The following is a 21,311-nucleotide window of genomic DNA, read 5'->3' as shown; positions in this document are numbered from 1 at the left end:
AATTCTAGGGTTTCCCAAAGAAAAGAGTTAATCCGCTTTCTTGAAGCGCAGTACCGGCTTTCTTGCAGCGGTTACTTCATCTAGGCGTGCAACCACCGTATGGTGTGGTGCTTCCTGTACGATGGATGGGTTTTCCTCGGCTTCTTTAGCAATTTGGATCATTACTTCAACAAACTCATCGATCGTTTCTTTGGACTCCGTCTCGGTCGGTTCAAACATCATGCACTCTTCCACAATTAACGGGAAATAAATCGTTGGCGGATGGTAACCGAAATCGAGAAGTCTCTTGGCAATATCGAGGGTACGTACGCCAAGTTTTTTCTGACGACGTCCAGATAAGACAAACTCATGCTTGCAGATGCGGTCGTATGGAAGATCAAAGTAAGGAGCAAGTCTTCTCATCATATAATTCGCATTCAAGACGGCTTCTTGAGAAACACGCAACAATCCATCAGGTCCATTGGAACGGATGTAAACATGGGCACGCAAGTTTATGCCAAAGTTTCCATAGAAACCTTTTACACGACCGATGGATTCCGGGATGTCATAGTTTAAACGGTACTGCTCTCCATCCTTCACAACTTGCGGTCGAGGCAAGAAAGGAGATAGTTCCTTTTTGCAGCCAATCGGACCCGATCCTGGTCCTCCTCCACCGTGAGGTCCTGTGAAGGTTTTATGCAAGTTCAGATGCACGACGTCAAATCCCATATCTCCAGGTCGAGCGATACCTAAGATGGCATTCGCATTGGCTCCATCATAGTATAGCAAGCCACCTGCTTCGTGGACGATCTCGGCGATTTGAACAATGTTTTCTTCGAATAAACCAAGGGTATTGGGATTCGTCAGCATCAAAGCTGCCGTGTCAGGTCCAACTGCTTTACGCAATTCCTCCACGTTTACCAGTCCATTCTCATCTGAACCAATCGTTACGGTATCTAATCCAGCCACAGACGCACTAGCTGGGTTCGTTCCGTGTGCTGTATCGGGTACGATGACCTTGGTCCGGGTTTCCCCGCGGCTCTCATGGTAAGCGCGGATCATCATCAGCGCTGTCCACTCCCCTTGGGCCCCTGCTGCAGGTTGAAGCGTCACTTCATCCATCCCCGTAATCTCAGCTAACTCGGTTTGCAAGTCATACATGACCTTAAGGGCACCCTGGATCGTTTCCTCTGCTTGATAAGGGTGAATTTTAGCAAATCCAGCATAACGAGCTACATCTTCGTTAATTTTCGGGTTATATTTCATCGTGCAGGATCCGAGAGGGTAAAATCCATTATCGATCCCATGGTTACGATTAGACAGCTCAGTATAATGACGAACGAGCTGAAGCTCCGATACCTCCGGCAGTTCCGCGGGTGCCTGACGGATAAACTGGTGCGGAAGAACGGTGGTGATGTCAACCTCCGGAACATCGACATCAGGCAGCGAGTAAGCATGTCGGCCGCTTTTGCTCATTTCAAAAATCAAGGCTTTATTCTCATCTTTAACCACGTGTGATCCCCTCCAATCCATTAACAAGAGAATCGATCTCTTCTTTGGTCCGCATCTCTGTAACAGCTAACAGCATAAATCCATTTAGCTCGGGATAATCACGCCCAAGGTCGTACCCACCCACAATTTTTTGCTGCAATAACTTACGATTCAACTCTCCTACATTCCCTGGAACCTTCACCACAAACTCATTGAATATCGGCCCTTCAAAAGCAATCTCTACACACGAAAGCTTAGCGATTTGAGTTTTAGCATATTGGGCCTTCTGCAGATTCAACATGGCCATTTCCTGGACTCCACGCTTTCCAAGCGCACTCATCGCAATCGAAGCAGCTAGCGCATTTAACGCTTGGTTGGAACAAATATTCGACGTCGCTTTTTCACGACGAATGTGCTGCTCGCGTGCTTGAAGCGTTAAAACAAACCCGCGCTTCCCATTCGTATCGGTCGTCTGGCCCACGATTCGTCCGGGGATCTTACGCATCAGCTTTTCTTTTACAGCGAAGTAACCACAAGAAGGGCCGCCTAGCTGCATCGGAATCCCAAACGGCTGCATATCGCCTACAACAATGTCTGCGCCAAAGGCACCGGGTGGCTGCAAGACGCCGAGCGCAAGTGGATTAGAAGAAACGATCATAAGCCCTTTATGCTGGTGGGCAATTTTTTCGATGGCTTCCAAATCCTCGATCACACCAAAGAAATTGGGATATTGCACAATAACGGCTGCTGTGGTTTCGTCGTAAGCTTGCTCCAAGGCCTGGAGGTCTGTGACCCCATCTTTATGATCGATCTCCACCACTTCATAGCCTTGGCCTTTTCCATTCACTTTTAGAATGGCGCGAGCTTCAGGATGAACGGTCTTGGACACCAAAACCTTTTTACCTTTCGCTCCGCCAACCGCCATGTTTGCTCCTTCTGCTAATGCTGTTGGACCATCGTACATGGAGGAGTTGGCTACATCCATTCCTGTTAACTCACTGACCATGGTTTGGAACTCAAAAATCGCTTGTAATTCCCCTTGACTAATTTCCGGCTGGTAAGGAGTATACGCAGTGAAAAACTCACCACGCAATAACATATGGTTGACGGTACTAGGAATGTAGTGATCATAGATCCCCGCCCCTAGAAAATAAGCATACTCGTTGCTATTCACATTTTGGCCTGCCAATTGAGAGAAATATCTCACAATCTCGACTTCAGACAAGGCCTCAGGTATCTTAATCTCTTCTTTATACCGTACATTTTCTGGAATATCTGCAAATAATTCATTGACGTCTTGAATCCCTAGAAAAGAGAGCATTTCTTTTTTATCTTCTCTCGTCATGGGAAGGTAGCGATGCTTCATCTTGACTCCTCCTTTGTATAACTTGCATATTCAAATGAACTCATCCAATCACTGGGGTGGCATGGCTGATCTAACTCCACAAGCACCAACCACTCCTTGGACAATCTATGAAACGGCGGATCGTTCACCTCAAGCACCACACCAGACACCGGACAATACAGGTCTGATATGGTTTTGGCTGATTCTAGCGTTCCGATCGGTCGGCCGCTTTTCGTCGGGGTTCCGGGCACTGGAAGCTCGATACTGATAATCTCCCCCAATTTTTCCACAGCGTAGGGCGTAACTCCTATCCGTACCTTTAACGGATCCAAGAGCTCAATCCAGACGTGCTCCCGGGTGTAAAAGAAATCGGCAGGTCCTGACATGGCCCTTTATTTGTTCCTTTTATAGAAAGGAGTTTTGATAATGCGCGCCCTTACTCGTTTCCCGCGAATCTCTACATCGACTTCTTGGTCTACCGAAGCATGTTGGGCTTGAATCAACGCCAGGCCTACATTCTTTTTCAAGGTCGGGGATTGCGTTCCCGTGGTCACCTCTCCAATTTGCTCTTCCCCTAGGAAAACTGGATAATGGCTGCGAGGTATTCCTCGATCGATCATCTCGATGCCGACGAGCTTACGTGGAATCCCTTGTTCCTTTTGCGCTTGAAGAGCGGATTTTCCTATAAAATCGGCTTCTTTATCCAATTTCACAGCAAAGCCGAGTCCTGCTTCTAACGGGGAAATGTCTTGACTCAGCTCTTGGCCATAAAGCGGCAGCTTCGCTTCAAAGCGCAAGGTATCCCTTGCCCCTAATCCACAAGGAAGGACTCCCTCTTCCTGACCAGCTTGAAGAATCGCATTCCAAAGCGTAACCGCCTGTTCTGCTGGGCAATAGATTTCAAACCCGTCTTCACCCGTATACCCGGTACGTGAAACCAATGCTTTGATCCCTTTCAACTCCACATCTGGTGAAAATCGGAAGAACCCAATCGCAGATAGATCGGTATCCGTCAACTTAGACAGCACCTTTTCGGCTAGAGGCCCTTGCAGAGCCAACTGCGCGACCTCTGGAGAAATATTTTTCACGGTAACCTCGCCCGAAACATGATCGTTTAGCCACGCGACGTCTTTTTCAATATTTGAAGCATTGATGACAAGCAAGTAATGGTCGTCTGCTTGTTTATAAACCAACAAGTCATCTACCGTTCCTCCATCTGGATAACAGAGAATGGAGTAGTGCGCTTGATGGATTGCAAGTTTGGACGCGTCATTCGTCGTCATCTTTTGCACAAAAGCCAGCGCATCAGGCCCGGTAACCTCCACCTCACCCATATGCGAAACATCAAATAAGCCCGCTCTTTCTCGTACCGCCTCATGCTCTTCCTTGATGCTAGAGAACTGTACGGGAAGCTCCCATCCTCCAAAATCAATGGTCTTACCGCCGTATTGAGCATAAACCGGAAATAAAGGGGTTCGCTTTAATTCGGACATGTGGTACACCTCCAGATTGTTTATTTATTTCATCCATAATCTGCTATTTGTAGAGTGTCCTTCTTTAAAGAGTACATTCGAAAAACGCAAAAAAGGACAGACGTAGGCTATTGCTCTTGCCTACTGCTCTGTCCTTGGTACCTGAGAGATTTTCCCCTTTGGTGGCCTTCTTGGCGCTCTCCAGAGTTGCGTCAGATAGAGGTACTTTTGCCTGAGAGATTCACCCCTTGGGCTTGCTCCTTCGGCGCCGCTTACGCAGTCTCTCCCGCTATCTTCATTCGCATATATAAATTTTTGGGTATGAAACTTACTGTTTTGATAAATGCTATATGATAACCCTTTACATCCTAACATAGTTTTGCCAAAAAGGGAACAATCAGGCTACAACTTTCTGAAACAGGAAAGGAAGTATCTACTATGTATAATATTCCCGTCAACTTCAACCGTGAGTGGGTTCCCGAGCTTAAACAAAAACTGAAGGAAGATGGCCCTTGGCATAAGTGGGAGCTATTTCAATTGGCCTATCAAGCTGAAGAGGTGACCTCTGTTGCTAACTTTGATGAACTCCAATGCCTAAAGCACCTTCCTCAGCTGGACCCGTTCCCCCATCAGCTGGATACAGCCAGGAAAGTCATTACCGAAATGCATGGAAGAGCCATTTTGGCGGATGAAGTCGGACTTGGAAAAACAATTGAAGCAGGATTGATCATAAAGGAATATATGGTAAGGGGCCTAGCAAAACGAGTCCTTATCCTCGTCCCAGCCTCTCTTGTTGTGCAATGGGCACGGGAGTTAAATCAAAAGTTTGGTATTCCCGCCGTTGCTCAGAAAAAAGAGTATATGTGGAAGCAGTATGAGGTCGTTATTGCTTCTATTGATACCGCCAAACGAGACCCCCATCGCGAGCACGTCCTCTCTCAGGATTACGACATGCTCGTGATCGATGAAGCCCACAAACTTAAAAATAAAAATACAAAAAACTATCAATTCATTAAAGAGATCAAGAAAAAATATTGCTTGCTTCTAACCGCTACTCCCATCCAAAACGATATGGATGAACTCTATAATCTAATTACTTTATTAAAGCCTGGTTATCTGGGACAAACCTCAGACTTTCAGAAAAACTATGTGGAAGGAAAGCGACAAGCCCGCAATCACGAAGACCTGCAAGAAGAGCTTAAAGACATCATGATCCGCAATAAACGAAGCGATGGTGGCCTTTTCTTTACCAAACGGATCGTCGAAGCCGTACCTGTCACCCTATCAAACGAGGAATGGCAATTATATGAGGGCGTTACTCGGTTTGTTAAAGAACAATATCAAAACGCAGGCTTTAAAAATCCGCTGGCCTTGATCACACTGCAGCGGGAGGTGTGCAGCAGTAGATTTGCCGCCTTTGACACGCTAGTCAATATGCACAACAAATTACCGGAGGATGCCCCTGCCCGAGGACAGATCTTGGAGCTAGCTGAGCTCATCCGCAATATAAAAAAGAATTCCAAAGCGGAAAAAACACTAGAATTGATTCAACAAAGCAACGATAAGGTAATTATATTCACAGAGTATCGAAAAACGCAGGAATACCTTCACCACTTCCTAGCTGAGCATGGGATCAGCTCAGTCCTCTTTCGAGGAGGGTTTAAACGAAATAAGAAAGATTGGATGACCGAGCTATTCCAAAACCGCGCCCAAGTACTGATTGCAACGGAAGCAGGAGGAGAAGGAATTAACCTGCAGTTCTGTAATCGCATTATTAATTTTGACCTACCATGGAATCCCATGCGTGTAGAGCAACGAATCGGACGTGTCCATCGTCTTGGCCAAACAAGGGATGTCTATATTTATAATTTGTCTACTCAAAATACGATTGAGGAACATATCCTGAACCTGCTCTACGAAAAAATTCACCTCTTTGAGATGGTGATCGGCGAGCTGGATACGATCGTAGAAAGACTAAAACTCAATCAGTCTATTGAAAATAATCTGGTCAATATCTTCCTAGAATCCGACTCTCTGCGGGAGATGCAAATTAAGATCAATAATATTGGTGAAGTCATGAGGATGAATAGGGAAGAAACTCATGTACCTGAAGGAATGATGAGCCCATGAATCAACAAGAAATCCGCACCTATGTAGAAGGATATTTTAAGGCCTTCCAAAGCCCTTTTATCGAGGAGAGTTCGGCACACTTCACCGTCCAACTCCCAATTGAAGTAGACAAGGACTTGGGAAACCGTCCTTTTTATTGGACCTATGTCGAAAAAATCGGAATGGAGCCCACCCCACTTCACTTGACCTTTGTCTTTAATCGAGAGGAAGCCCCAGACATTCGAGGAGAAGATTTGGTCTTCGGTTCCAGAAGACTCCATCAAATCTTTCAGTCCGCCCAAAAACACGGAAGATTCGTACGTCTTTATGAGCTTTCTCCCCAAGGAACTTCTTTGGGTTCCCTCTCTTCTGTTCCTTTAGTTCCTTGGTTAGGCATTAACTATAAAGTCGAGTTCATTTGCGATCAAAAAAGAGATCTCATCTTTTCCTTAGGAGTCAATCTCATTTCCGGGGCAATTGTTCAATCCTTCTACCAGTCTGTCACCCAATTGGAACTTACACCGAAGCTTCCTGACTATTCTTTTACCATGCAACCGATCTTTGGACTGGAATCTGCGGCTGATCGCCTAGAAAATTTTATCCAATCCTGCTTAGACCAAGAAGATACAACCTGGGCAAGCCAAGCTAATGAACGCTTAGAAGAAGAAAAGCTGCTTGTGGAATCTTTCTATAATGAAGAAAGGAGATCCACCCCTTCTAGCGAAGACCCTGAAGCTGCCGAAGAGCAAAAACAAAAGCTTGCCGAAGAAAAGACGATGCGGCTTAAAGAATTAGAATGGCAGTTTCAGCCACGAATCGAGGTTTCCACGATAAATGCTGGATTGTTTTACCTACGCACGCCCCTTGATAGGTAAACTTGTCGGAAACACACGCAAAATTGGTGCGATATGACAAAATCTACCGACAGGTTGTGGCAAAATATGTAAGGTCATTCCTGTATAATGAGCATAAACTAATAAGTTGAGGGAGGAAAGTCAAATGAAAAAATGGCTAGGAATCTGCCTACTATGGGCTTTCCTCATCATACCGTGGACAGGCCAAGCCGAAACCTGGCGTGACTCTTTCCAACAGCATATTAAACAATGGGCAGCTGAGCTGGCTCAGCAAGACCCGCGTTTTGCTTCCTTTACCGAAGCCGTTTATACTTATGAAGGGCTGGGTCCGAATTCCAAGCAATGGCTGATCACCTTTTCCAAAGATGAAGTAAATGTGGGGTATATGGTCGTGGGAGAAGACCCGAGTGGTTTTGTCCTCCTGGAATATGGTTTAGGGGAATATGTCCTATTTGACCAATTAGGTATGGTACCGAACACGTTACAGTTGGAGAAGCATTACGCTGGGCTCGAATCGGTTTGGGTGGAAGAAGGCAGGATCTATGATGCAAAATCAGGAGAGCAATATCCTGGAGAGGCTGCTATTGTTCCCCCAATCATTACATCCCGTATTGGGATAGAAACAAGCTTGGCATCTGCCAGCCATCACCCTCCAGACATGCTGGTTGAACCCTGGATAAAGCCAGGAGAGGTGATCCAAGAGGATAGTCAGTTAAAAGAGAGAATGGCCAACAGCGAGATTTCGTTTATCGCTCGATTATTCCAGAACACGGTCATCGCCCCTTTTAAAGTCGTAGGATACCACCAATGGGGAGAAGAGCTGTTCGTGGAATTGGATGATTATGGAAGTCGATATATCCCGTATCAGTATGCAGTGAAGGTGGGAGGGTTTTATCAGTAGTAGGGGGGACAGAGGCCCACCACCTAACCCCAAAAAACTGAAAAATCTCAGCCAGGTACTACACCTAAATGTAGTCATTATCGGTTTATATCAAAATACCCGGTATTATAGTTGGTGCTTGATCACAGGGGGATTCGGGATACCCGATCGCTTCCCGAGAAAAAGTAAAGCGAGCTAGCCCATCTTAATTGTAACCATTACGGGTTTGGGAGCAACTCACCGAGTATCGTGACCAAACCTCCGAGATTAGCTGGAATGGTTCCAAGTACGTGAGCAAACGGAACCAACTCGTGAGCATCCGTCACGTTTCTGTGAGCAAATCAAAAATTTTGTGAGCATCCGGCCACGGGCAAGCGTAATCGGGACCGAAACAGGGATAGATGAAAAATAAAAGACGAATTACTTAAAAAATCAGCTTGAAATGAAAGGCTCTAAACCGAAGGTTAGATTGCACTTCTAAAAAGTAGACCCAAATCACTTCATATCTCGAAAAAACATGAGTCTGGGACCAAACCGCGGACAAAGGGGATTTTCATTGGAGACGGTGGCCTAGTTATGTGACCAAATGCTGCATGGTATTTGGAATTGTATCAGGTTCGTGATCAAACAGCATTTCTTCGTGAGCATCCACTATCTTTCCGTGAGCATATCAGAGCTGAACCGAGCGATCCCTCCGGTTCAGGGCACGAAACACGAGCTTCCGCTACCTCATCCGAGCGATCCCTCCGGTTCAGGGCACGAAACACGAGCTTCCGCTACCTCATCCGAGTGATCCGCCCGGTTCAGGGCACGAAACGCGAACTTGCGGTACCTCATCCGAGGATCCGCCCGGGTCAGGGCACGTAACGCGAGCTTGCAGTACCTCATGTGCTCCAAATTCTTAAAAAGGAGTACTGACAGTACGCCCCCAAAACGTTAAAAAAGAAGCTGTCCCTCGCGGGACAACTTCTTAGTGCGAGTGCGGAATACTTTGCTGAATCTGCCTTAAGATATCTTGGGGGGTTTTTCCTTCTGCATCAATGACAGGTGAGCCTGTTGTAGCTTCTGCCATCCCCATGACGTCCCGGTCCATTCCGGAGATAACAAAGGCATCGGCATCACTTGCCGCATTTGTACCAATACCTACGACAGTCATTCCATTATTTCTAAGAAACTGCTCGACTTCACGTAAAGATTGTTCAATAGCAATCGTTGGCATTCCCTTCACCTCCTGCTATCTAGTTTTCTCTCTGCGTCGAATAACCATCCGTATAGCCATGGGAATCATCCCAAACCACCGGGAAGACCATTGTTCCTTTGGTCTTTTTTTACGCTCCGGTTTTGGCGTATCAATGTATTTAACAAATTCTTGAGTAAGGTATTTAACAATATCATTTGACTTCAATGCAAGCCTCTCCCTTCGATAAGTCTCTAGCAGTAGTCTTGCCAAAATTCCCGCCAGTCAACCCTTGAAGCCCGGCACGCAGCTATTTCTGTCTATTCCAATCCAGGATCTTTTTTGCAGACAAGTCATATATCGCCAACAACTTATCCTTAAAATGAGGGCTCACATACCCGATCGATCGAAGCTCGATCACGCCAGGAGAAGTAGCGCGAATCGACGTTTCCACTACTCCATTGGGCAGCGAATAACTGTGAGTACCTGCAGCAATTTCTCCTAGCTCCTCCCATTTTTCAATCGTTAACCATACTCCAGCCTCAGCCAAATATTTGGCTTGGAGCTTACTGCTATCATTGGATGGGATCTTCTTAGCAAGAGAGGTAAACGTCATGCCGCCAGTGAGCTGGAGCAAGAGCATAGAGGAAAGAAACAATACTAACAAGATAGTGGCCGACCCTTGTTGATTATGCAGTATTCTTAACGGGCATAGGAAATTGAGGTTTGCATCTTCCAGGGTATCCCCCCTTTTTCTAGCCATAAGTTAATGACTACTCCCTTCTGAAAGGGTTGGACTTGAAAATCCTTTACATGAAGACATACCTGTACCCATCCTTTGCTATCTACTTCTCGAACAATCGAACTCCCCGATTGCCTGTAATCATATAAGACTCCCTTACAGGTGAAGAGCATCCTCCTGGAGGAAATGTAAACCTGCTCCGTGCACCCCAGCTCTCGCTCTAGATAGTGGATAAAGGCTGATGCTTCCATTTGTAATAGCTGCTGAACCTTTCCTCTCTCTAGATTTTCCTTTAGCAGTATGGAACTATAAAGAAGGGAAGTCAGCATGACCAGAGACAAGGACAATCCTATTACCAATTCCATCAACGTGTAGCCACCTTCTTGTAGGCTCGCATTTGCAGCTGATGTTCTCTTCCTAAATCGTTCCACCTAATTCGAAACTCTCCTTCCAAGATTGTTGGGGAAATCAATTGTTCCGTGATGGTGACCTCCCATCGACTTTGGTTCGAATTCACTTGCTCCGAGCCACTCTTCCATCTTTCTACTGCTTCATAAACAAGCCAATAGGCTTGTGTGTTCATCGTTTGATTCTGTACCTCTTGAGTCAGCTGTCCATATACCGTAATAAAGGGTAGTAGGGTCACCGAAATAATGGACAAAGCCACTAGTACCTCTAAGAATAGATGTCCTTTCTCATCCAAATTTAATCCAAAACCTCCCACTTGAAAGCTGAATAACAATGGAATGGATTTTCCCCCTTTGATCCGTTATCTTGATGGTGCCCGCTTGCGCAACTTGTCCATCCGTATAAAACACCACACGCTGATTCGTGTAATTACTGTTCAGGGTGACTCCTTTCGGTGCATCGACCTTTTTGACTTGCTTCCCATTGATACGCAAAAGATAAAAGGAGTAAGTTGGAAACAGATCAATGATCGCCTCAACCTGTCTAGTCCGAGCTTCATTTGAAGCTACATGTAAATCTCCAGCCAATTCCTCTATAAAATTTTTCGTTTTTTGCTGTTCAATCGCCATTGGGATTACAGGAAGTGTTATTACAAAGAAGAGGGAGAGTAAGGAGAGGACGAAAGTGAGTTCGAGGAAGGAGTAGCCAGCACTAAGTAGGGGGTTAGTTTGATGCAGGCGCATGTGTTGGACAATACACATTAACTTTTCCCATAGCTGTTCCTGAAGCCTCTACGACGGCAAAAGAGTAATTCCCCTTCAACGGACATTTGGGTATCTCTCTTAAGTATCCCGTAGCGACGAGTGGTGCAAGCTCAGTGGGTATAATGGAGGTATCCACCATATAACTCACCACCTGCGCCTCAATCATCTTGCGGTTCGCTTCACAGCTTTTGGCCTGCGCTTTTTCGGCTGCTCCTTGGTAATTAGGCATCGCCATCAACAATAAAATCCCTATAATGGCCACCACGATGCTCATTTCTAAAAACGTAAACCCATCCTGACTACGTAAGACTTTTTTCATAAACTCTCCTCCTAGATATAGTTAATCAGATGATACAGCGGAACAAAAAGCACGAGCATTAAAAATAACACGAGGCTCCCGGCTCCAATGGTAATAAAGGATTCGAAAAAGATGGACAGCCTTTCTGTCCAATCTTCCAACTCTGATTCCAACTGCTCTCCTACCCGAAGCAGCGATGCACCGAGAGTACCGGATTGTTCTGCGATAAGCACCATCTCGTGCAAGATCGGCAGGAAACAGGACCTGCCGTGGAAGACACGGCTTAAGGCCTCTCCTTGATGGAGCTTGTCAAGGATATCGCTAAACGTTTGCTGGACGAGCAAACTCACTCCTTCGTTTTGGAAAAGCTTGCAGACTTGTAGGATCGTAACTCCACCTTCCAGTAAAAGACCCGCTTGGATACAAACGAGGTACGTTTGCTGTAACCGAAAATAATAAGAAATCCAAGGAAGCTTAAAAAGGGCCTTTTCCCATATCATTCGCTTGTGTTTAATGAGCCAGACGGTGAAAAAGAGAACCACCAACCCTCCTAATAAAGCCCACGGAATAAGAGTGGATTCCATAAGAAGCACTGTCCATCGCGTCACGGCAGGGAGAGGAACATCGAAGGTGTGATACAAACTAAGAAACTGAGGTAATAAAAACTGCAGAAAAATAAAGAGGGTACAGAGGACGGAGCCTAGCAACAAAAGAGGATAAGCCAGCGCTTTGCGTTGTTTGCGCTTTTGATTGTGTCTTTTGTGGTAATACATACTGGTTATTTGGAGACTATCAGACAACTGGCCATGCTGTTCGCCAACTGTAAGGAGGAATAAATAGAAGGGAGGAAAACGAATGAGCTTCAGAGCATGGGTTAAAGGGCGCCCTTCTTGCAGTGTGCTTAATAATTGAGTGTATTCAGCCATTCTTCGCTTGGGCCAATGATGTTGAACAAGCCTAAGGCAATCCATGAGCGGCAACCCCGCCTCTAATAAATGGTGCAGCTTGAAGCTGAACGAAGCTAATTGTTGATCGGACCAACGATTACTCCACATCGGCGATCCAGGCTCTGCGGTACTCACTGATGGTCGTTATGCCCTGACGAACCTTTTCTTTTAGTTTGTCATTGAGATTAGAAAAGCCCTTTGACCTCAGGAACTCTCGTATCTCCAAAGAAGAAGCCCGCTTCATGACCAACGGATAAAGCTCATCCTGCACCGTTAGCACCTCGTATACGGCTTGTCTACCGAAATAACCCATGCCATGACAAGAAGAACAATACGATTGAGTTTCTCGAGAACATGGACACACCTGTCTCACGAGACGTTGGGCGATCACACCCACAAGAGAAGAGGTAATTAAATAGGGCTCTACCCCCATATCAAGCAATCGTGTTATGGCGCTTGCACAATCGTTGCAATGCAGACTGGACAAAACCAAATGACCAGTTAATGCGGCTTTAATGGCAATCTCAGCCGTTTCCCGATCTCGGATCTCACCCACAAGAATGACATCCGGATCTTGTCGTAAACTAGCTCGCAGACCAGTAGAGAAAGTTAAGCCAGACTTGGGATTCACTTGAACTTGATTAATGCCAGGTACATGGTATTCTACGGGATCTTCGAGGGCGATAATATTTTGCTCTTGTGAAGAAATTTCTTGGAGAAGCGTGTAGAGGGTGGTGGTTTTTCCGGAGCCGGTAGGGCCTGTGGCAAGGAGCAGTCCTCCAGATGCTTGAAGCATTTTTCGTACGATGTTCGTTTGTTGAGGATCTAAGCCTAAAGAGGGTAAGCTGTCAAAAGTAAGCTGGCGATTGAGGATACGCAATACGATTTTTTCACCATAAATCAAAGGAAGAGTAGAAACGCGGATATCCATTTCCGTTTGTTCACCGCGGTACATAAAGCCTCCGTCTTGAGGAAGTCTCCGTTCCCCGATATCTAGTCCAGCCAATAGCTTTAACTTGGAGACGAGCGGTGGACCCCAGCATTCCTCCTTTTGTTCAAAGGGGACCAGGAAACCATCAATCCGCAGACGAATTCCTATTCGGTCAGGCAAGGGCTCAATATGCACATCGCTCGCCCTTCTTCGTACGGCCTCTTCCAGTAGAAAAGAAAGATAGGAAGAAACATCACTCATTTACATCACTCCTTAAATGGTTTTATAGATGTTTTCTTCCTGTGTATTCGCTGCTAGAATGCAAATTCCTGCTCTTCCTTTAGTTAAATGTCAGAAGTCGTCGTTTCAGCTTGAAAGCATACCCGAATCGGCAATTCGTCTTACGGCTTCTCGCAATACCTCTTCCTCCTCGACCAAGGCGATGCGGACAAAACCCTCTCCTTGCTGCCCAAAAGCATTTCCTGGAATCACGACAACACCGGCTTTCTCTAACAGCTCAAAAGCAAACTCGGAAGAGGACCAGCCTTCGGGTATTCGCGCCCACACAAACATGGTAGCTTTCGGTTTTTCGATGTTCCAGCCATGCTTGGCCAACCCATCAATGAGTACGTCCCGGCGGGATTGGTAGCTCTCGGCTATCGAAGGCAGCAGTCCAGCCATGTCTGCTTTCATGGCAGCAATCGCCACCTCTTGAACGGCCAGGAAAACGCCATAGTCTATATTGCTCTTCACAATCGCAAGCGGCTTAATGATATCCCGATTACCAGCCACATAAGCAATCCGACACCCGGCTAAGTTAAAGCTCTTAGACAAGGAATTAAATTCAATCCCGATCTCCTTGGCCCCCTCGACTTCTAAAAAGCTGCTCGGCTTATACCCGTCAAAGGCGAGCTCGGAATAAGCTAAATCATGGGCCACAATGATCTCGTGCTTTTTCGCGAAGGCCACTACTTTCTCAAAAAATGCGAGATCCGCCGTAGCGGCTAGCGGGTTATTGGGGTAATTTAAGATCATCAGCTTCGCCCTTTGGCAGATATCATCAGGGATCTGTTCCAAATCGGGAAGGTATTGATTGTCAAAGGTTAGCGGTAGGGGGTATACCTCTCCTCCTGCTAAGGTCACACTCGCAGCATAGATCGGATATCCAGGATCAGGTACGAGGACGATGTCCCCTTCATCAATCCACGCCAAAGCCAGATGAGCCAGACCATCCTGCGAACCCATCAGAGAGAGGACCTCATCTGCTGGCTGCAAGTGAACACCAAACCGATAGTCATACCAGGCGGCAACGGTTTCGCGAAATTCCATGCTACCTTCTGATGTCGGATAACGGTAATAGAGCGGGTTTTGCACAGCCTTCGCCAGGGTCTCCACAAGATGCGGAGCAGGCGGCTGGTCAGGACTTCCAATTCCTAGGTCAATCACCTTGATCCCTTTTTGTTCTATGGCACGCTTTCTTATACCCATTTCTGTAAAGATGGCCGATGACAGCGATCCTAATCGCTTGGATGGTTTCATTTTCTTCTCTCCTTATGAAGAAAACTCCTCTTTTACAAGGAGTTTCTTATCTTCAATCATTATTATTTGATTTGAAGTATTTCCCGCAGATCTAACTCCTGTGCCTCAAGCTCTGCTAGTCGTTTTTCTTCTAGCTTATAGTCATATTCCTTCGCCTTGTCCGGCTTAGAATTCGTATATTCTATAGGAATCTCGTGGCGATGAGAACGTTCAACTCGAACGACAAAATCCAACCGTTGGATGCGTTCTATAATCTGATTAATTTCTTCGGCATTAACATACATGCTTACATAGCTTAGCCGACGGGAAACATAATGAATGTTACCGTACCGACGAAGGTTTCTGGCTGCTTTCGTACTCTTGACCCACACGGCAAGACCTAGTCGTCTTTCTCTCATGACTGCCCCCCTTGTTTCCCAGCTTATTGTATGAGGGAATGATAAAAAAATCGTATCATGACTCCCACCTGCACGCAAGCGCTTTAGTTCATTTTTTAAAAAATAAAGAAGTACCTCCACCCATTTCCATTGCATAGATTAGGGTAACCATTTTTCGTGTATCACATTAAACGAGGTAGGTCGATTATGATCCAGAAGCTGTTGAATGAACTCGGTCAACATCCTGTCATTGAATCCTTAGAGCTTAAGGTACTCGCCGGTATGCCCTTCCTCTACATCCAGTCGTCTACCCCTTCACACAAAGTAAGCCGCCTGATCTCTCAGACGGCAGACACGTTAATTCATCAAACTCCCTTACACTATGAAAGTATCTATGTTAGAACCTATCGAAATATTCATGTGTATCGGTTTCGTTTCCTCTATCCGCTCAACAAGAGCTTTTGCTGTGGAAACCAGTGCGGAGAGGACTGTGTGTTGCGCAAACAGGATCATGCTTAGCCGCAACCACAAGAACCGCCCGTTCCACAGCCTCCTGAGGTCCCACAGCCGCCGCCTAAGTTATAAAGTGGATTATCGCTCGGTACCTTGACCGTTTCCGATACGCCATTCGCGATCGTCCGGCATACATGATAAAGCAAGTCATCTAAAGCTGTTTCTGCTTTCTTATAGGCGTGAACACTTGGAAAGGAAAGGACCTCCCGTCGCAACTCGCGTATTCTTTTCCCCACTCGCTCATAGTCAGGGTGATATTTGCCGAAGCGTTGCACCTCTTCATAATCCTCTTTTAGCCGTTGAAACTGCCCTATTTTTGCTTGGGCCTCGCGGTCTTGTGCTAGTCTATTCTTCGTATATTGATACGTCTTCATTTCTTCCGACGCCATAATCATATCCGCAATATCCTGGGCTGAAGCCAGGACTTCCATCACATCTAATTCCTGGGCAACCATTTGTTATTATCACCTCATTTCCTATTATACCGCAAAATATAACAAACGCGAGCGTTATAGCCGATTCCAAATTTTTATGGCTGAAGGATTTTGATATTCCCGATTTCACGCAGGCTGATCTCCTGGGTCTGCCCTTGATCCTCAGAGAAGCTTTGCAAAAACCAGTACCCATTCTTATTCACAATCGATTGTGGGTACAGACGGTAGTCCTTTCCCTTCCACTGTAATTGCAGTTCTAATCGGAGCAAAGAGGCCTGTTGAATCATCTCTCGCAGAGTAGATTCATGATACTGTGAATAGTTCGCCAACCACATTTTGGGCAATTGACGCAGCCCTGGAATGGCATCCTCTAGATCTGGAAACACACTGTCCACTTGATAGTCTGTCAGTACGGAAGTCGCCTTAAATAAATGAAGCTTTGCTGGCTCTTTTGCTTCCTTCTCTTCCAACAGATTCTTAATGGTCCCTGTCAGGTATCCCCTTTTTTCTAATTCCTCCTGTAATTCCTGCCACTTGGCAACGGACACGATAAAAGTACGATCCCCAATCTTTCCTTGTAAGTGACGGGAGATAGAAGCAATGCGTTCCATATCAGCGGCCAAATCGGGGTGACTGACCACCATCAGTCGGCAATCGACGAAGGAGATTTGTTGGGCCTCCTGAGCCCAGGTAGAGACTCCATTAACTATGGAAGGCGGGATCGGAGTGGCACTGTTTTGTTCTAACCTACTAACAAGCTCGCTCGCAGACCCCCCATTTTCTATATAACGTTGAACCTCGTAACGATCCAAGGCAAGAGTCCACATCTCCGCCCGCGCGGAGACGCGCGTAAAAGCAAGTAGTTCCCATTTCAACCTCATGGAACTATAGGAAGGCAGGATCACATCAAAATTTGGTTGCACGTATATGGACGAGCCTATTTCCTCTTTTATATTCCATGCCCATATAGTATCCGTGCCAACAGTTTGGGCATAAAGCAATCCTAGCTGTTCAAGGGGTTGAAGCCAGTTTTTTATAACCTTATCACGAGCCGGGGCAAACCTTCCCATCGAAGCAAGAATGGCTTCTAATGAATAGGGCTGACGTGACTTCAAGTTTCGTGTAATATCCCAATAAAATTGCAGTCTCGGACACAGCTCCATGTATGAAGCAAGCAAGTCCAAACATTGATTTTGAAGCTCCGCAAAGGAACGGTTTACCCAACTTTCCATATCTCCAAGTTGAACCTGCGTAGGTTCAACCTGAAGAAGTTCCCACTTCAGCAGCATGTCCAAAAAAACTACTTCATGCTCTTGATACGGAGGTACAGTGACTGCTTGTTTTGCCATTGCAGCCAATGCTTCTATTGGGAGATGGCATCCTTCCACCAATTGACGCATTGACTTCTTGGTAATGGTTGCTTTTTTGGTCAATTCCAAAGGTGTATATCTGACATTATTTACAGCTTGTAATATATCCTCAAGAATGTGATATGATAACGAAGCCATCAACGGCGTTGAACTTTCCCATGAAACCTGCTCCGCGACAAGGATCTGACGGAACAGCGTAAGCAGCTCTCGGGGGATGCCGTAAGCTTGCTCTCCCCACATTCTTCGCAGGGTAAAAACAAAACCAAGACGGCGAAGCTTCGTTAAAGATACTCGGTATTTGGCATGGGCAAGAGGGTGACCCTCCTGTTCCAGTTCTCTATAGGTAATAAAATCTTCACCTTTCTCCAAGAGAAAGTAATTAATCACTTCTTGCTCGCTAACAGAAAAACGATCCCAGCAAAGCTGAACATATTGAGGATCAAGGAGAAAGCTTAAATCTTCTGCTTGTTTTCCATGTTCACTAATGATCTGCTTCGTTACACGGTCGGAAAGCATACTAACCGTCTCTGTCCATTTCATTGCACACAACACCTCACTACCCTTATCATATCACGGATACCTATCAAGAAAAAAATTCATACTACAATTATGTAAAGGAGAGTGTGTTAGATGATGCGTTCAAGCATAAATATAAAGTGGCATGTTATTCTTAGCCTTTTGTTGTCCCTATGGTTCGTCACAGATTATTCCATCCAAGCAGCAAATCCGGTGGTTCAGGAAAGGACTGACGCAAAAGTGAAGTTCGATCTGCTTAAGCCCCCTTATCCTACCGCAGTAGATCAGGCAGTAAACTCCCTGAAGAAAAAGGGAGGTACGAAAGTTATTCATAAAGATGGAGCAACCTGGGTCATTATCGCACTGGGCCAAAAGCCATCAGCCGGCTATGCGGTTGGAATTGAAAAGGTAGAGCAAAGCCATGGAAAGATTGTCGTTCGATATGCAGAGAAAACACCTCAAGGGATGGCGGCTTCCATGATTACCTATCCTTATACTGTGATTAAAATGCCCCAAACCGATCTTCCCGTACACATTCAAGCAAAAAAATAACTTCGTATCCTCCCTTATACCCAAGGGAGGATTTTTTCTGGAACCATCTTGTTTCCAAGTTTTCACTTAGAAAAAAGCGATCATATAGTGAAAGCTAACCCTAAAAGCCCTAGGGAAAGGAACAGGACATGAAAAAAATAAGTGTGGAAGAAATCGTAAAAACTTTAAAATTAGAGGTGTTAGCTGGGGCAGAGGGGTTATCAAGAGAGGTTATTCATGATGATATTCATCGGCCGGGTCTGGCTTTTACAGGTTTTCTGGATCATTTTCCCCATGAGCGGGTACAACTGCTCGGCAGACAAGAGATCACCTATTTACACGCTTTATCATTGACTGAGCGTGATAGGCGGATTGGTGCCATCGTTGCTCAACATCCCCCCTGCTTTATCGTAACACGTGGACAAGAAGAACTAACGTATTTTGAAAAGCACTGTGCCGAAGCGAACATTCCTCTTCTACGGACTCCCGAGAAGACAACCAAATTTATCGCCAAGCTGAACAATCTCTTGGTCAAAGCATTAGCTAATGAAATCGGGGTCCATGGAGTATGTTTAAACGTCTTTGGCGTCGGGATATTGCTGCGGGGAGAAAGTGGGATTGGAAAAAGTGAAGCAGCTCTAGCTCTCATCGAACGCGGACACCGATTAGTATCAGACGATTTGGTTCTGTTGAAGCAAATCGACCCTGAAACGCTTCTTGGTACGCATAATGAAAGCAATCGAGAATTTCTGTCTCTTCGCGGCATTGGACTAGTCAACATCCCTCGCCTCTATGGCTCAGGTGCCTTCCAAGGTGAGACCCACGTGAAGCTAGACATCCTGCTCTCCCCCTGGAAGGAGAAACACCACTATGATGGGCTTGGGGTGGAGCAAAAAACAGTGACCTATCTTGATGTTACGATACGACATATTGAAATTCCAGTCCGCCCAGGCCGAGACATTGCCGCCCTGATTGAAGTCGCCGCGAAAAACTGGAGGCTCCAACAGAAAGGGTACAATGCGCTAAAAGCTTTTGAACAGCGTTTGCTGGAAGTAAAAGAGTAGCCCAAGCTATGCGGCTACTCCTTTTGTTCTTCATATAGGTATTTATTCAAGACATCTTTGCCGCCTGTTACCTGAATAATGCTGCCCGTGATAAAGTCCGAACGAGGTTCACACAGAAAGGATACGACCCGGGATACATCCTCCCCAGTACCAGGTCTACCAATAGGGGTCGCGGTATCCCATACCATTTGAACCTCTTCAATGCTCATTTCCTTATACTCCTGAGTAATATCACCTGGACAAATCATATTCACCGTAATGCCGTGCTCAGCCTCTTCGATCGCCAACGTCTTAGTCAAAGAAACCAATCCCACCTTGGCTGCTGCAAAGGCTGAGCGAAACCTCCAGCCTGGCGCTGTATCCGCTCGATCAAAGCCTATATTAATAATTCTCCCCCACCCTTGCTGGCGCATGGAGGGAATGACTAATTTGGATAGATAAAAAACGCTGTTTAAATTTCCGTCAATCATCTTCTGCCAGTCTTCTATTTCATAATCGACCATGTTTTTTCTCTCGGGGATATAGGGACCTGCATTATTCACAATGATGTCGATCTTGCCCATCTGTTCTGAGGCTTGCTGTACCATCTCTTGCACGTCTCTGTATTGACTCACGTCCCCTCGGATCGCACATGCGTTTACCTTATAAGTGTCTTGAATATAATTAGCCAGTTTCCTTGCTTCTTGTTGACTGGTAATATAATTCAATACAATGTTCACACCACGGCTGGCGAGCTCTAGCGCTGTTCTCTTCCCTAAGCCAGTGGCACTGCCAGTAATGAGTGCAACTTTTTGGTTCAAGAGCATCTCCACCTCAATTTCGCCTTGATTTCGCCATCGCATTCGGCTTAAGCTCGGAAAGAAAGGTCAGTATCTTACCAAATCCTAAAACAATCTCGGTACTGTTTTGAATCGCAATATTCTTGCCAATCGCTTTGCTGCCCACAATCGCCGAGCTAGACAATCCAGCTACAAGGACAGAAACGACCGATTCATACAGCGTTAACTCATCGGAGAGACGGACGATCTGAAACACTAAAGTAGCCCCTGCGACCCCCGCAATATACCCTAAAACATCCCCTACAACATCTGCAAAGAAGTTGGCATACTTTTCGGCATTTTGAATCATTTGAATGCCCTTCCGGGCCCCATAGATCTTTCTCGCGGCCATCGCATTAAAGGGACTAATATCGGCAGCTGTAATGGCGACAGCGATAATATCCGCTACGGTTCCAATAACAACAATACTTAATAAAGTAATAAGAGCAAGAAGCAATGAAGATTCCCGTAACAATAAATTACTTATCATGCTTATGCATATCGCTGTGAAAAAAGTCCAAATGGAAATAATGAAGGCCCAGCGGGTAAAGACTTTATTTTTCTTTTCTTTCTTTTTTTTGGTTTTTCTACTCAAAATGGGTAGTCTCCTTTTACCTATATCCGAACTTCCCCTATTAACCAAAGTGTACTTGCAGATTCATCCAAAATCAAGTAAGTAAAGAAAACTTGGCTGGCGCCAAGCCTTGGCGCTGAAACTCCACTTGACATTCTTTATGTCAAATGAGTTGTGC

25 protein-coding genes and 1 riboswitch are annotated in these 21,311 nt (G+C 45.7%); of the genes, 6 read left to right on the top strand and 19 right to left on the bottom strand.

Annotated features, from left to right (window positions below; all coding sequences use genetic code 11):
- Positions 1-27 precede the first annotated feature (27 nt).
- From gcvPB to gcvT, 4 genes are read right to left on the bottom strand one after another with little or no spacing between them, the layout of a single operon-like run.
- Positions 28-1,512 (bottom strand): aminomethyl-transferring glycine dehydrogenase subunit GcvPB, encoded by a 1,485-nt coding sequence (gene gcvPB / locus EIZ58_RS00555; RefSeq protein ID WP_205672085.1) that lies wholly within the window; start codon positions 1,510-1,512, stop codon positions 28-30.
- Positions 1,484-2,836, bottom strand: coding sequence for an aminomethyl-transferring glycine dehydrogenase subunit GcvPA (gcvPA, locus tag EIZ58_RS00550; protein WP_134698580.1), 1,353 nt, complete (start codon positions 2,834-2,836; stop codon positions 1,484-1,486). The genes gcvPB and gcvPA overlap by 29 nt, the downstream gene beginning before the upstream one ends.
- The gene (locus EIZ58_RS00545; RefSeq protein WP_134698579.1) at positions 2,833-3,201 is read right to left on the bottom strand and encodes a glycine cleavage system protein H; all 369 of its coding nucleotides are present in this window, start codon (positions 3,199-3,201) and stop codon (positions 2,833-2,835) included. Before EIZ58_RS00545 ends, gcvPA begins: the two co-directional genes overlap by 4 nt.
- Positions 3,202-3,207: 6 nt before the next feature.
- Positions 3,208-4,308 carry a glycine cleavage system aminomethyltransferase GcvT gene (gene gcvT / locus EIZ58_RS00540; RefSeq protein WP_134698578.1) on the bottom strand — a complete coding sequence of 367 codons (1,101 nt, stop codon included), beginning with the start codon at positions 4,306-4,308 and terminating at the stop codon, positions 3,208-3,210.
- Between the two features lie 189 nt (positions 4,309-4,497).
- Positions 4,498-4,586, bottom strand: a riboswitch (glycine riboswitch).
- Between the two features lie 139 nt (positions 4,587-4,725).
- On the opposite strand from gcvT, the gene EIZ58_RS00535 reads away from it, so the two are divergent.
- From EIZ58_RS00535 to EIZ58_RS00525, 3 genes are all read left to right on the top strand, one after another.
- Positions 4,726-6,417: a DEAD/DEAH box helicase gene (locus EIZ58_RS00535; RefSeq protein WP_134698577.1), complete on the top strand. Its 1,692-nt coding sequence runs from the start codon at positions 4,726-4,728 to the stop codon at positions 6,415-6,417.
- A complete protein-coding gene (locus EIZ58_RS00530; RefSeq protein ID WP_134698576.1) occupies positions 6,414-7,271 on the top strand; it encodes a YqhG family protein in 858 nt (285 codons plus the stop codon). Before EIZ58_RS00535 ends, EIZ58_RS00530 begins: the two co-directional genes overlap by 4 nt.
- Before the next feature lie 124 nt (positions 7,272-7,395).
- Positions 7,396-8,151, top strand: a complete 756-nt coding sequence (locus EIZ58_RS00525) for a hypothetical protein (protein ID WP_134698575.1) — start codon at positions 7,396-7,398, stop codon at positions 8,149-8,151.
- A gap of 949 nt (positions 8,152-9,100) precedes the next feature.
- Here the strand turns inward: EIZ58_RS00525 and EIZ58_RS00520 are convergent.
- The 11 genes from EIZ58_RS00520 to EIZ58_RS00470 form a co-directional block, all read right to left on the bottom strand.
- The gene (locus EIZ58_RS00520) at positions 9,101-9,349 is read right to left on the bottom strand and encodes a YkuS family protein (RefSeq protein ID WP_134698574.1); all 249 of its coding nucleotides are present in this window, start codon (positions 9,347-9,349) and stop codon (positions 9,101-9,103) included.
- A gap of 15 nt (positions 9,350-9,364) precedes the next feature.
- Positions 9,365-9,535: a YqzE family protein gene (locus EIZ58_RS00515; RefSeq protein ID WP_134698573.1), complete on the bottom strand. Its 171-nt coding sequence runs from the start codon at positions 9,533-9,535 to the stop codon at positions 9,365-9,367.
- An 82-nt stretch (positions 9,536-9,617) separates the two neighbouring features.
- Positions 9,618-9,974 carry a hypothetical protein gene (locus EIZ58_RS00510; protein ID WP_134698572.1) on the bottom strand — a complete coding sequence of 119 codons (357 nt, stop codon included), beginning with the start codon at positions 9,972-9,974 and terminating at the stop codon, positions 9,618-9,620.
- A 35-nt stretch (positions 9,975-10,009) separates the two neighbouring features.
- Positions 10,010-10,414, bottom strand: a complete 405-nt coding sequence (locus EIZ58_RS00505) for a ComGF family competence protein (protein WP_134698571.1) — start codon at positions 10,412-10,414, stop codon at positions 10,010-10,012.
- A complete protein-coding gene (locus tag EIZ58_RS00500; protein ID WP_134698570.1) occupies positions 10,414-10,752 on the bottom strand; it encodes a type IV pilus modification PilV family protein in 339 nt (112 codons plus the stop codon). Before EIZ58_RS00500 ends, EIZ58_RS00505 begins: the two co-directional genes overlap by 1 nt.
- On the bottom strand, positions 10,745-11,086 hold the full coding sequence (locus EIZ58_RS00495; protein WP_167577412.1) for a GspH/FimT family protein: 342 nt from the start codon (positions 11,084-11,086) through the stop codon (positions 10,745-10,747). The genes EIZ58_RS00500 and EIZ58_RS00495 overlap by 8 nt, the downstream gene beginning before the upstream one ends.
- A gap of 94 nt (positions 11,087-11,180) precedes the next feature.
- Positions 11,181-11,540, bottom strand: a complete 360-nt coding sequence (locus EIZ58_RS00490; protein ID WP_134698568.1) for a competence type IV pilus major pilin ComGC — start codon at positions 11,538-11,540, stop codon at positions 11,181-11,183.
- 11 nt (positions 11,541-11,551) lie between these two features.
- A complete protein-coding gene (locus EIZ58_RS00485) occupies positions 11,552-12,601 on the bottom strand; it encodes a type II secretion system F family protein (RefSeq protein WP_134698567.1) in 1,050 nt (349 codons plus the stop codon).
- Complete coding sequence (locus tag EIZ58_RS00480) at positions 12,564-13,658, bottom strand: GspE/PulE family protein (protein ID WP_134698566.1); 1,095 nt, start codon at positions 13,656-13,658, stop codon at positions 12,564-12,566. The genes EIZ58_RS00485 and EIZ58_RS00480 overlap by 38 nt, the downstream gene beginning before the upstream one ends.
- A 105-nt stretch (positions 13,659-13,763) precedes the next feature.
- Positions 13,764-14,936 (bottom strand): LL-diaminopimelate aminotransferase, encoded by a 1,173-nt coding sequence (locus EIZ58_RS00475; protein ID WP_134698565.1) that lies wholly within the window; start codon positions 14,934-14,936, stop codon positions 13,764-13,766.
- A gap of 62 nt (positions 14,937-14,998) precedes the next feature.
- Entirely contained in the window at positions 14,999-15,334 is a 336-nt protein-coding gene (locus tag EIZ58_RS00470) for a YlbG family protein (protein WP_134698564.1), read from the bottom strand.
- A 186-nt stretch (positions 15,335-15,520) separates the two neighbouring features.
- Here EIZ58_RS00470 and EIZ58_RS00465 point away from each other — a divergent pair, with 186 nt between their 5' ends.
- On the top strand, positions 15,521-15,832 hold the full coding sequence (locus EIZ58_RS00465) for a hypothetical protein (protein ID WP_134698563.1): 312 nt from the start codon (positions 15,521-15,523) through the stop codon (positions 15,830-15,832).
- Here the strand turns inward: EIZ58_RS00465 and EIZ58_RS00460 are convergent.
- Both EIZ58_RS00460 and EIZ58_RS00455 read right to left on the bottom strand, forming a co-directional pair.
- Positions 15,829-16,281, bottom strand: coding sequence for a YlbF/YmcA family competence regulator (locus EIZ58_RS00460; protein WP_134698562.1), 453 nt, complete (start codon positions 16,279-16,281; stop codon positions 15,829-15,831). The genes EIZ58_RS00465 and EIZ58_RS00460 overlap by 4 nt on opposite strands.
- A gap of 74 nt (positions 16,282-16,355) precedes the next feature.
- On the bottom strand, positions 16,356-18,170 hold the full coding sequence (locus tag EIZ58_RS00455; protein WP_134698561.1) for a hypothetical protein: 1,815 nt from the start codon (positions 18,168-18,170) through the stop codon (positions 16,356-16,358).
- 90 nt (positions 18,171-18,260) lie between these two features.
- Between EIZ58_RS00455 and EIZ58_RS00450 the strand changes: the two genes are divergently transcribed.
- Both EIZ58_RS00450 and hprK read left to right on the top strand, forming a co-directional pair.
- Complete coding sequence (locus EIZ58_RS00450) at positions 18,261-18,698, top strand: protease complex subunit PrcB family protein (protein ID WP_134698560.1); 438 nt, start codon at positions 18,261-18,263, stop codon at positions 18,696-18,698.
- Positions 18,699-18,826: 128 nt separating this feature from the next.
- Positions 18,827-19,741, top strand: coding sequence for an HPr(Ser) kinase/phosphatase (hprK, locus tag EIZ58_RS00445; RefSeq protein WP_134698559.1), 915 nt, complete (start codon positions 18,827-18,829; stop codon positions 19,739-19,741).
- A 14-nt stretch (positions 19,742-19,755) separates the two neighbouring features.
- Here the strand turns inward: hprK and EIZ58_RS00440 are convergent, their stop codons facing one another.
- Together EIZ58_RS00440 and EIZ58_RS00435 are read right to left on the bottom strand one after the other, a co-directional pair.
- A complete protein-coding gene (locus tag EIZ58_RS00440) occupies positions 19,756-20,541 on the bottom strand; it encodes an SDR family oxidoreductase (RefSeq protein WP_134698558.1) in 786 nt (261 codons plus the stop codon).
- 13 nt (positions 20,542-20,554) lie between these two features.
- Entirely contained in the window at positions 20,555-21,154 is a 600-nt protein-coding gene (locus EIZ58_RS00435; RefSeq protein WP_134698557.1) for a hypothetical protein, read from the bottom strand.
- Between the last annotated feature and the right edge of the window lie 157 nt (positions 21,155-21,311).

The sequence above is a fragment of the Ammoniphilus sp. YIM 78166 genome, from assembly GCF_004522215.1.
Taxonomy (GTDB): Bacteria; Bacillota; Bacilli; order Aneurinibacillales; family RAOX-1; genus YIM-78166.
Note: the sequence above shows the minus strand (reverse complement) of the source record. Positions and strands in the feature narration are given on the sequence as shown.

Excerpts from the sequence above, each read along its gene's own strand:
- gcvPB (WP_205672085.1), bottom strand. The coding sequence starts at position 1,512 with ATGGATTGGAGGGGATCACACGTGGTTAAAGATGAGAATAAAGCCTTG.
- gcvPA (WP_134698580.1), bottom strand. The coding sequence starts at position 2,836 with ATGAAGCATCGCTACCTTCCCATGACGAGAGAAGATAAAAAAGAAATG.
- EIZ58_RS00545 (WP_134698579.1), bottom strand. The coding sequence starts at position 3,201 with ATGTCAGGACCTGCCGATTTCTTTTACACCCGGGAGCACGTCTGGATT.
- gcvT (WP_134698578.1), bottom strand. The coding sequence starts at position 4,308 with ATGTCCGAATTAAAGCGAACCCCTTTATTTCCGGTTTATGCTCAATAC.
- EIZ58_RS00535 (WP_134698577.1), top strand. The coding sequence starts at position 4,726 with ATGTATAATATTCCCGTCAACTTCAACCGTGAGTGGGTTCCCGAGCTT.
- EIZ58_RS00530 (WP_134698576.1), top strand. The coding sequence starts at position 6,414 with ATGAATCAACAAGAAATCCGCACCTATGTAGAAGGATATTTTAAGGCC.
- EIZ58_RS00525 (WP_134698575.1), top strand. The coding sequence starts at position 7,396 with ATGAAAAAATGGCTAGGAATCTGCCTACTATGGGCTTTCCTCATCATA.
- EIZ58_RS00520 (WP_134698574.1), bottom strand. The coding sequence starts at position 9,349 with ATGCCAACGATTGCTATTGAACAATCTTTACGTGAAGTCGAGCAGTTT.
- EIZ58_RS00505 (WP_134698571.1), bottom strand. The coding sequence starts at position 10,414 with ATGGAATTGGTAATAGGATTGTCCTTGTCTCTGGTCATGCTGACTTCC.
- EIZ58_RS00495 (WP_167577412.1), bottom strand. The coding sequence starts at position 11,086 with ATGGCGATTGAACAGCAAAAAACGAAAAATTTTATAGAGGAATTGGCT.
- EIZ58_RS00490 (WP_134698568.1), bottom strand. The coding sequence starts at position 11,540 with ATGAAAAAAGTCTTACGTAGTCAGGATGGGTTTACGTTTTTAGAAATG.
- EIZ58_RS00480 (WP_134698566.1), bottom strand. The coding sequence starts at position 13,658 with ATGAGTGATGTTTCTTCCTATCTTTCTTTTCTACTGGAAGAGGCCGTA.
- EIZ58_RS00475 (WP_134698565.1), bottom strand. The coding sequence starts at position 14,936 with ATGAAACCATCCAAGCGATTAGGATCGCTGTCATCGGCCATCTTTACA.
- EIZ58_RS00470 (WP_134698564.1), bottom strand. The coding sequence starts at position 15,334 with ATGAGAGAAAGACGACTAGGTCTTGCCGTGTGGGTCAAGAGTACGAAA.
- EIZ58_RS00465 (WP_134698563.1), top strand. The coding sequence starts at position 15,521 with ATGATCCAGAAGCTGTTGAATGAACTCGGTCAACATCCTGTCATTGAA.
- EIZ58_RS00460 (WP_134698562.1), bottom strand. The coding sequence starts at position 16,281 with ATGGTTGCCCAGGAATTAGATGTGATGGAAGTCCTGGCTTCAGCCCAG.
- EIZ58_RS00455 (WP_134698561.1), bottom strand. The coding sequence starts at position 18,170 with ATGAAATGGACAGAGACGGTTAGTATGCTTTCCGACCGTGTAACGAAG.
- EIZ58_RS00450 (WP_134698560.1), top strand. The coding sequence starts at position 18,261 with ATGATGCGTTCAAGCATAAATATAAAGTGGCATGTTATTCTTAGCCTT.
- hprK (WP_134698559.1), top strand. The coding sequence starts at position 18,827 with ATGAAAAAAATAAGTGTGGAAGAAATCGTAAAAACTTTAAAATTAGAG.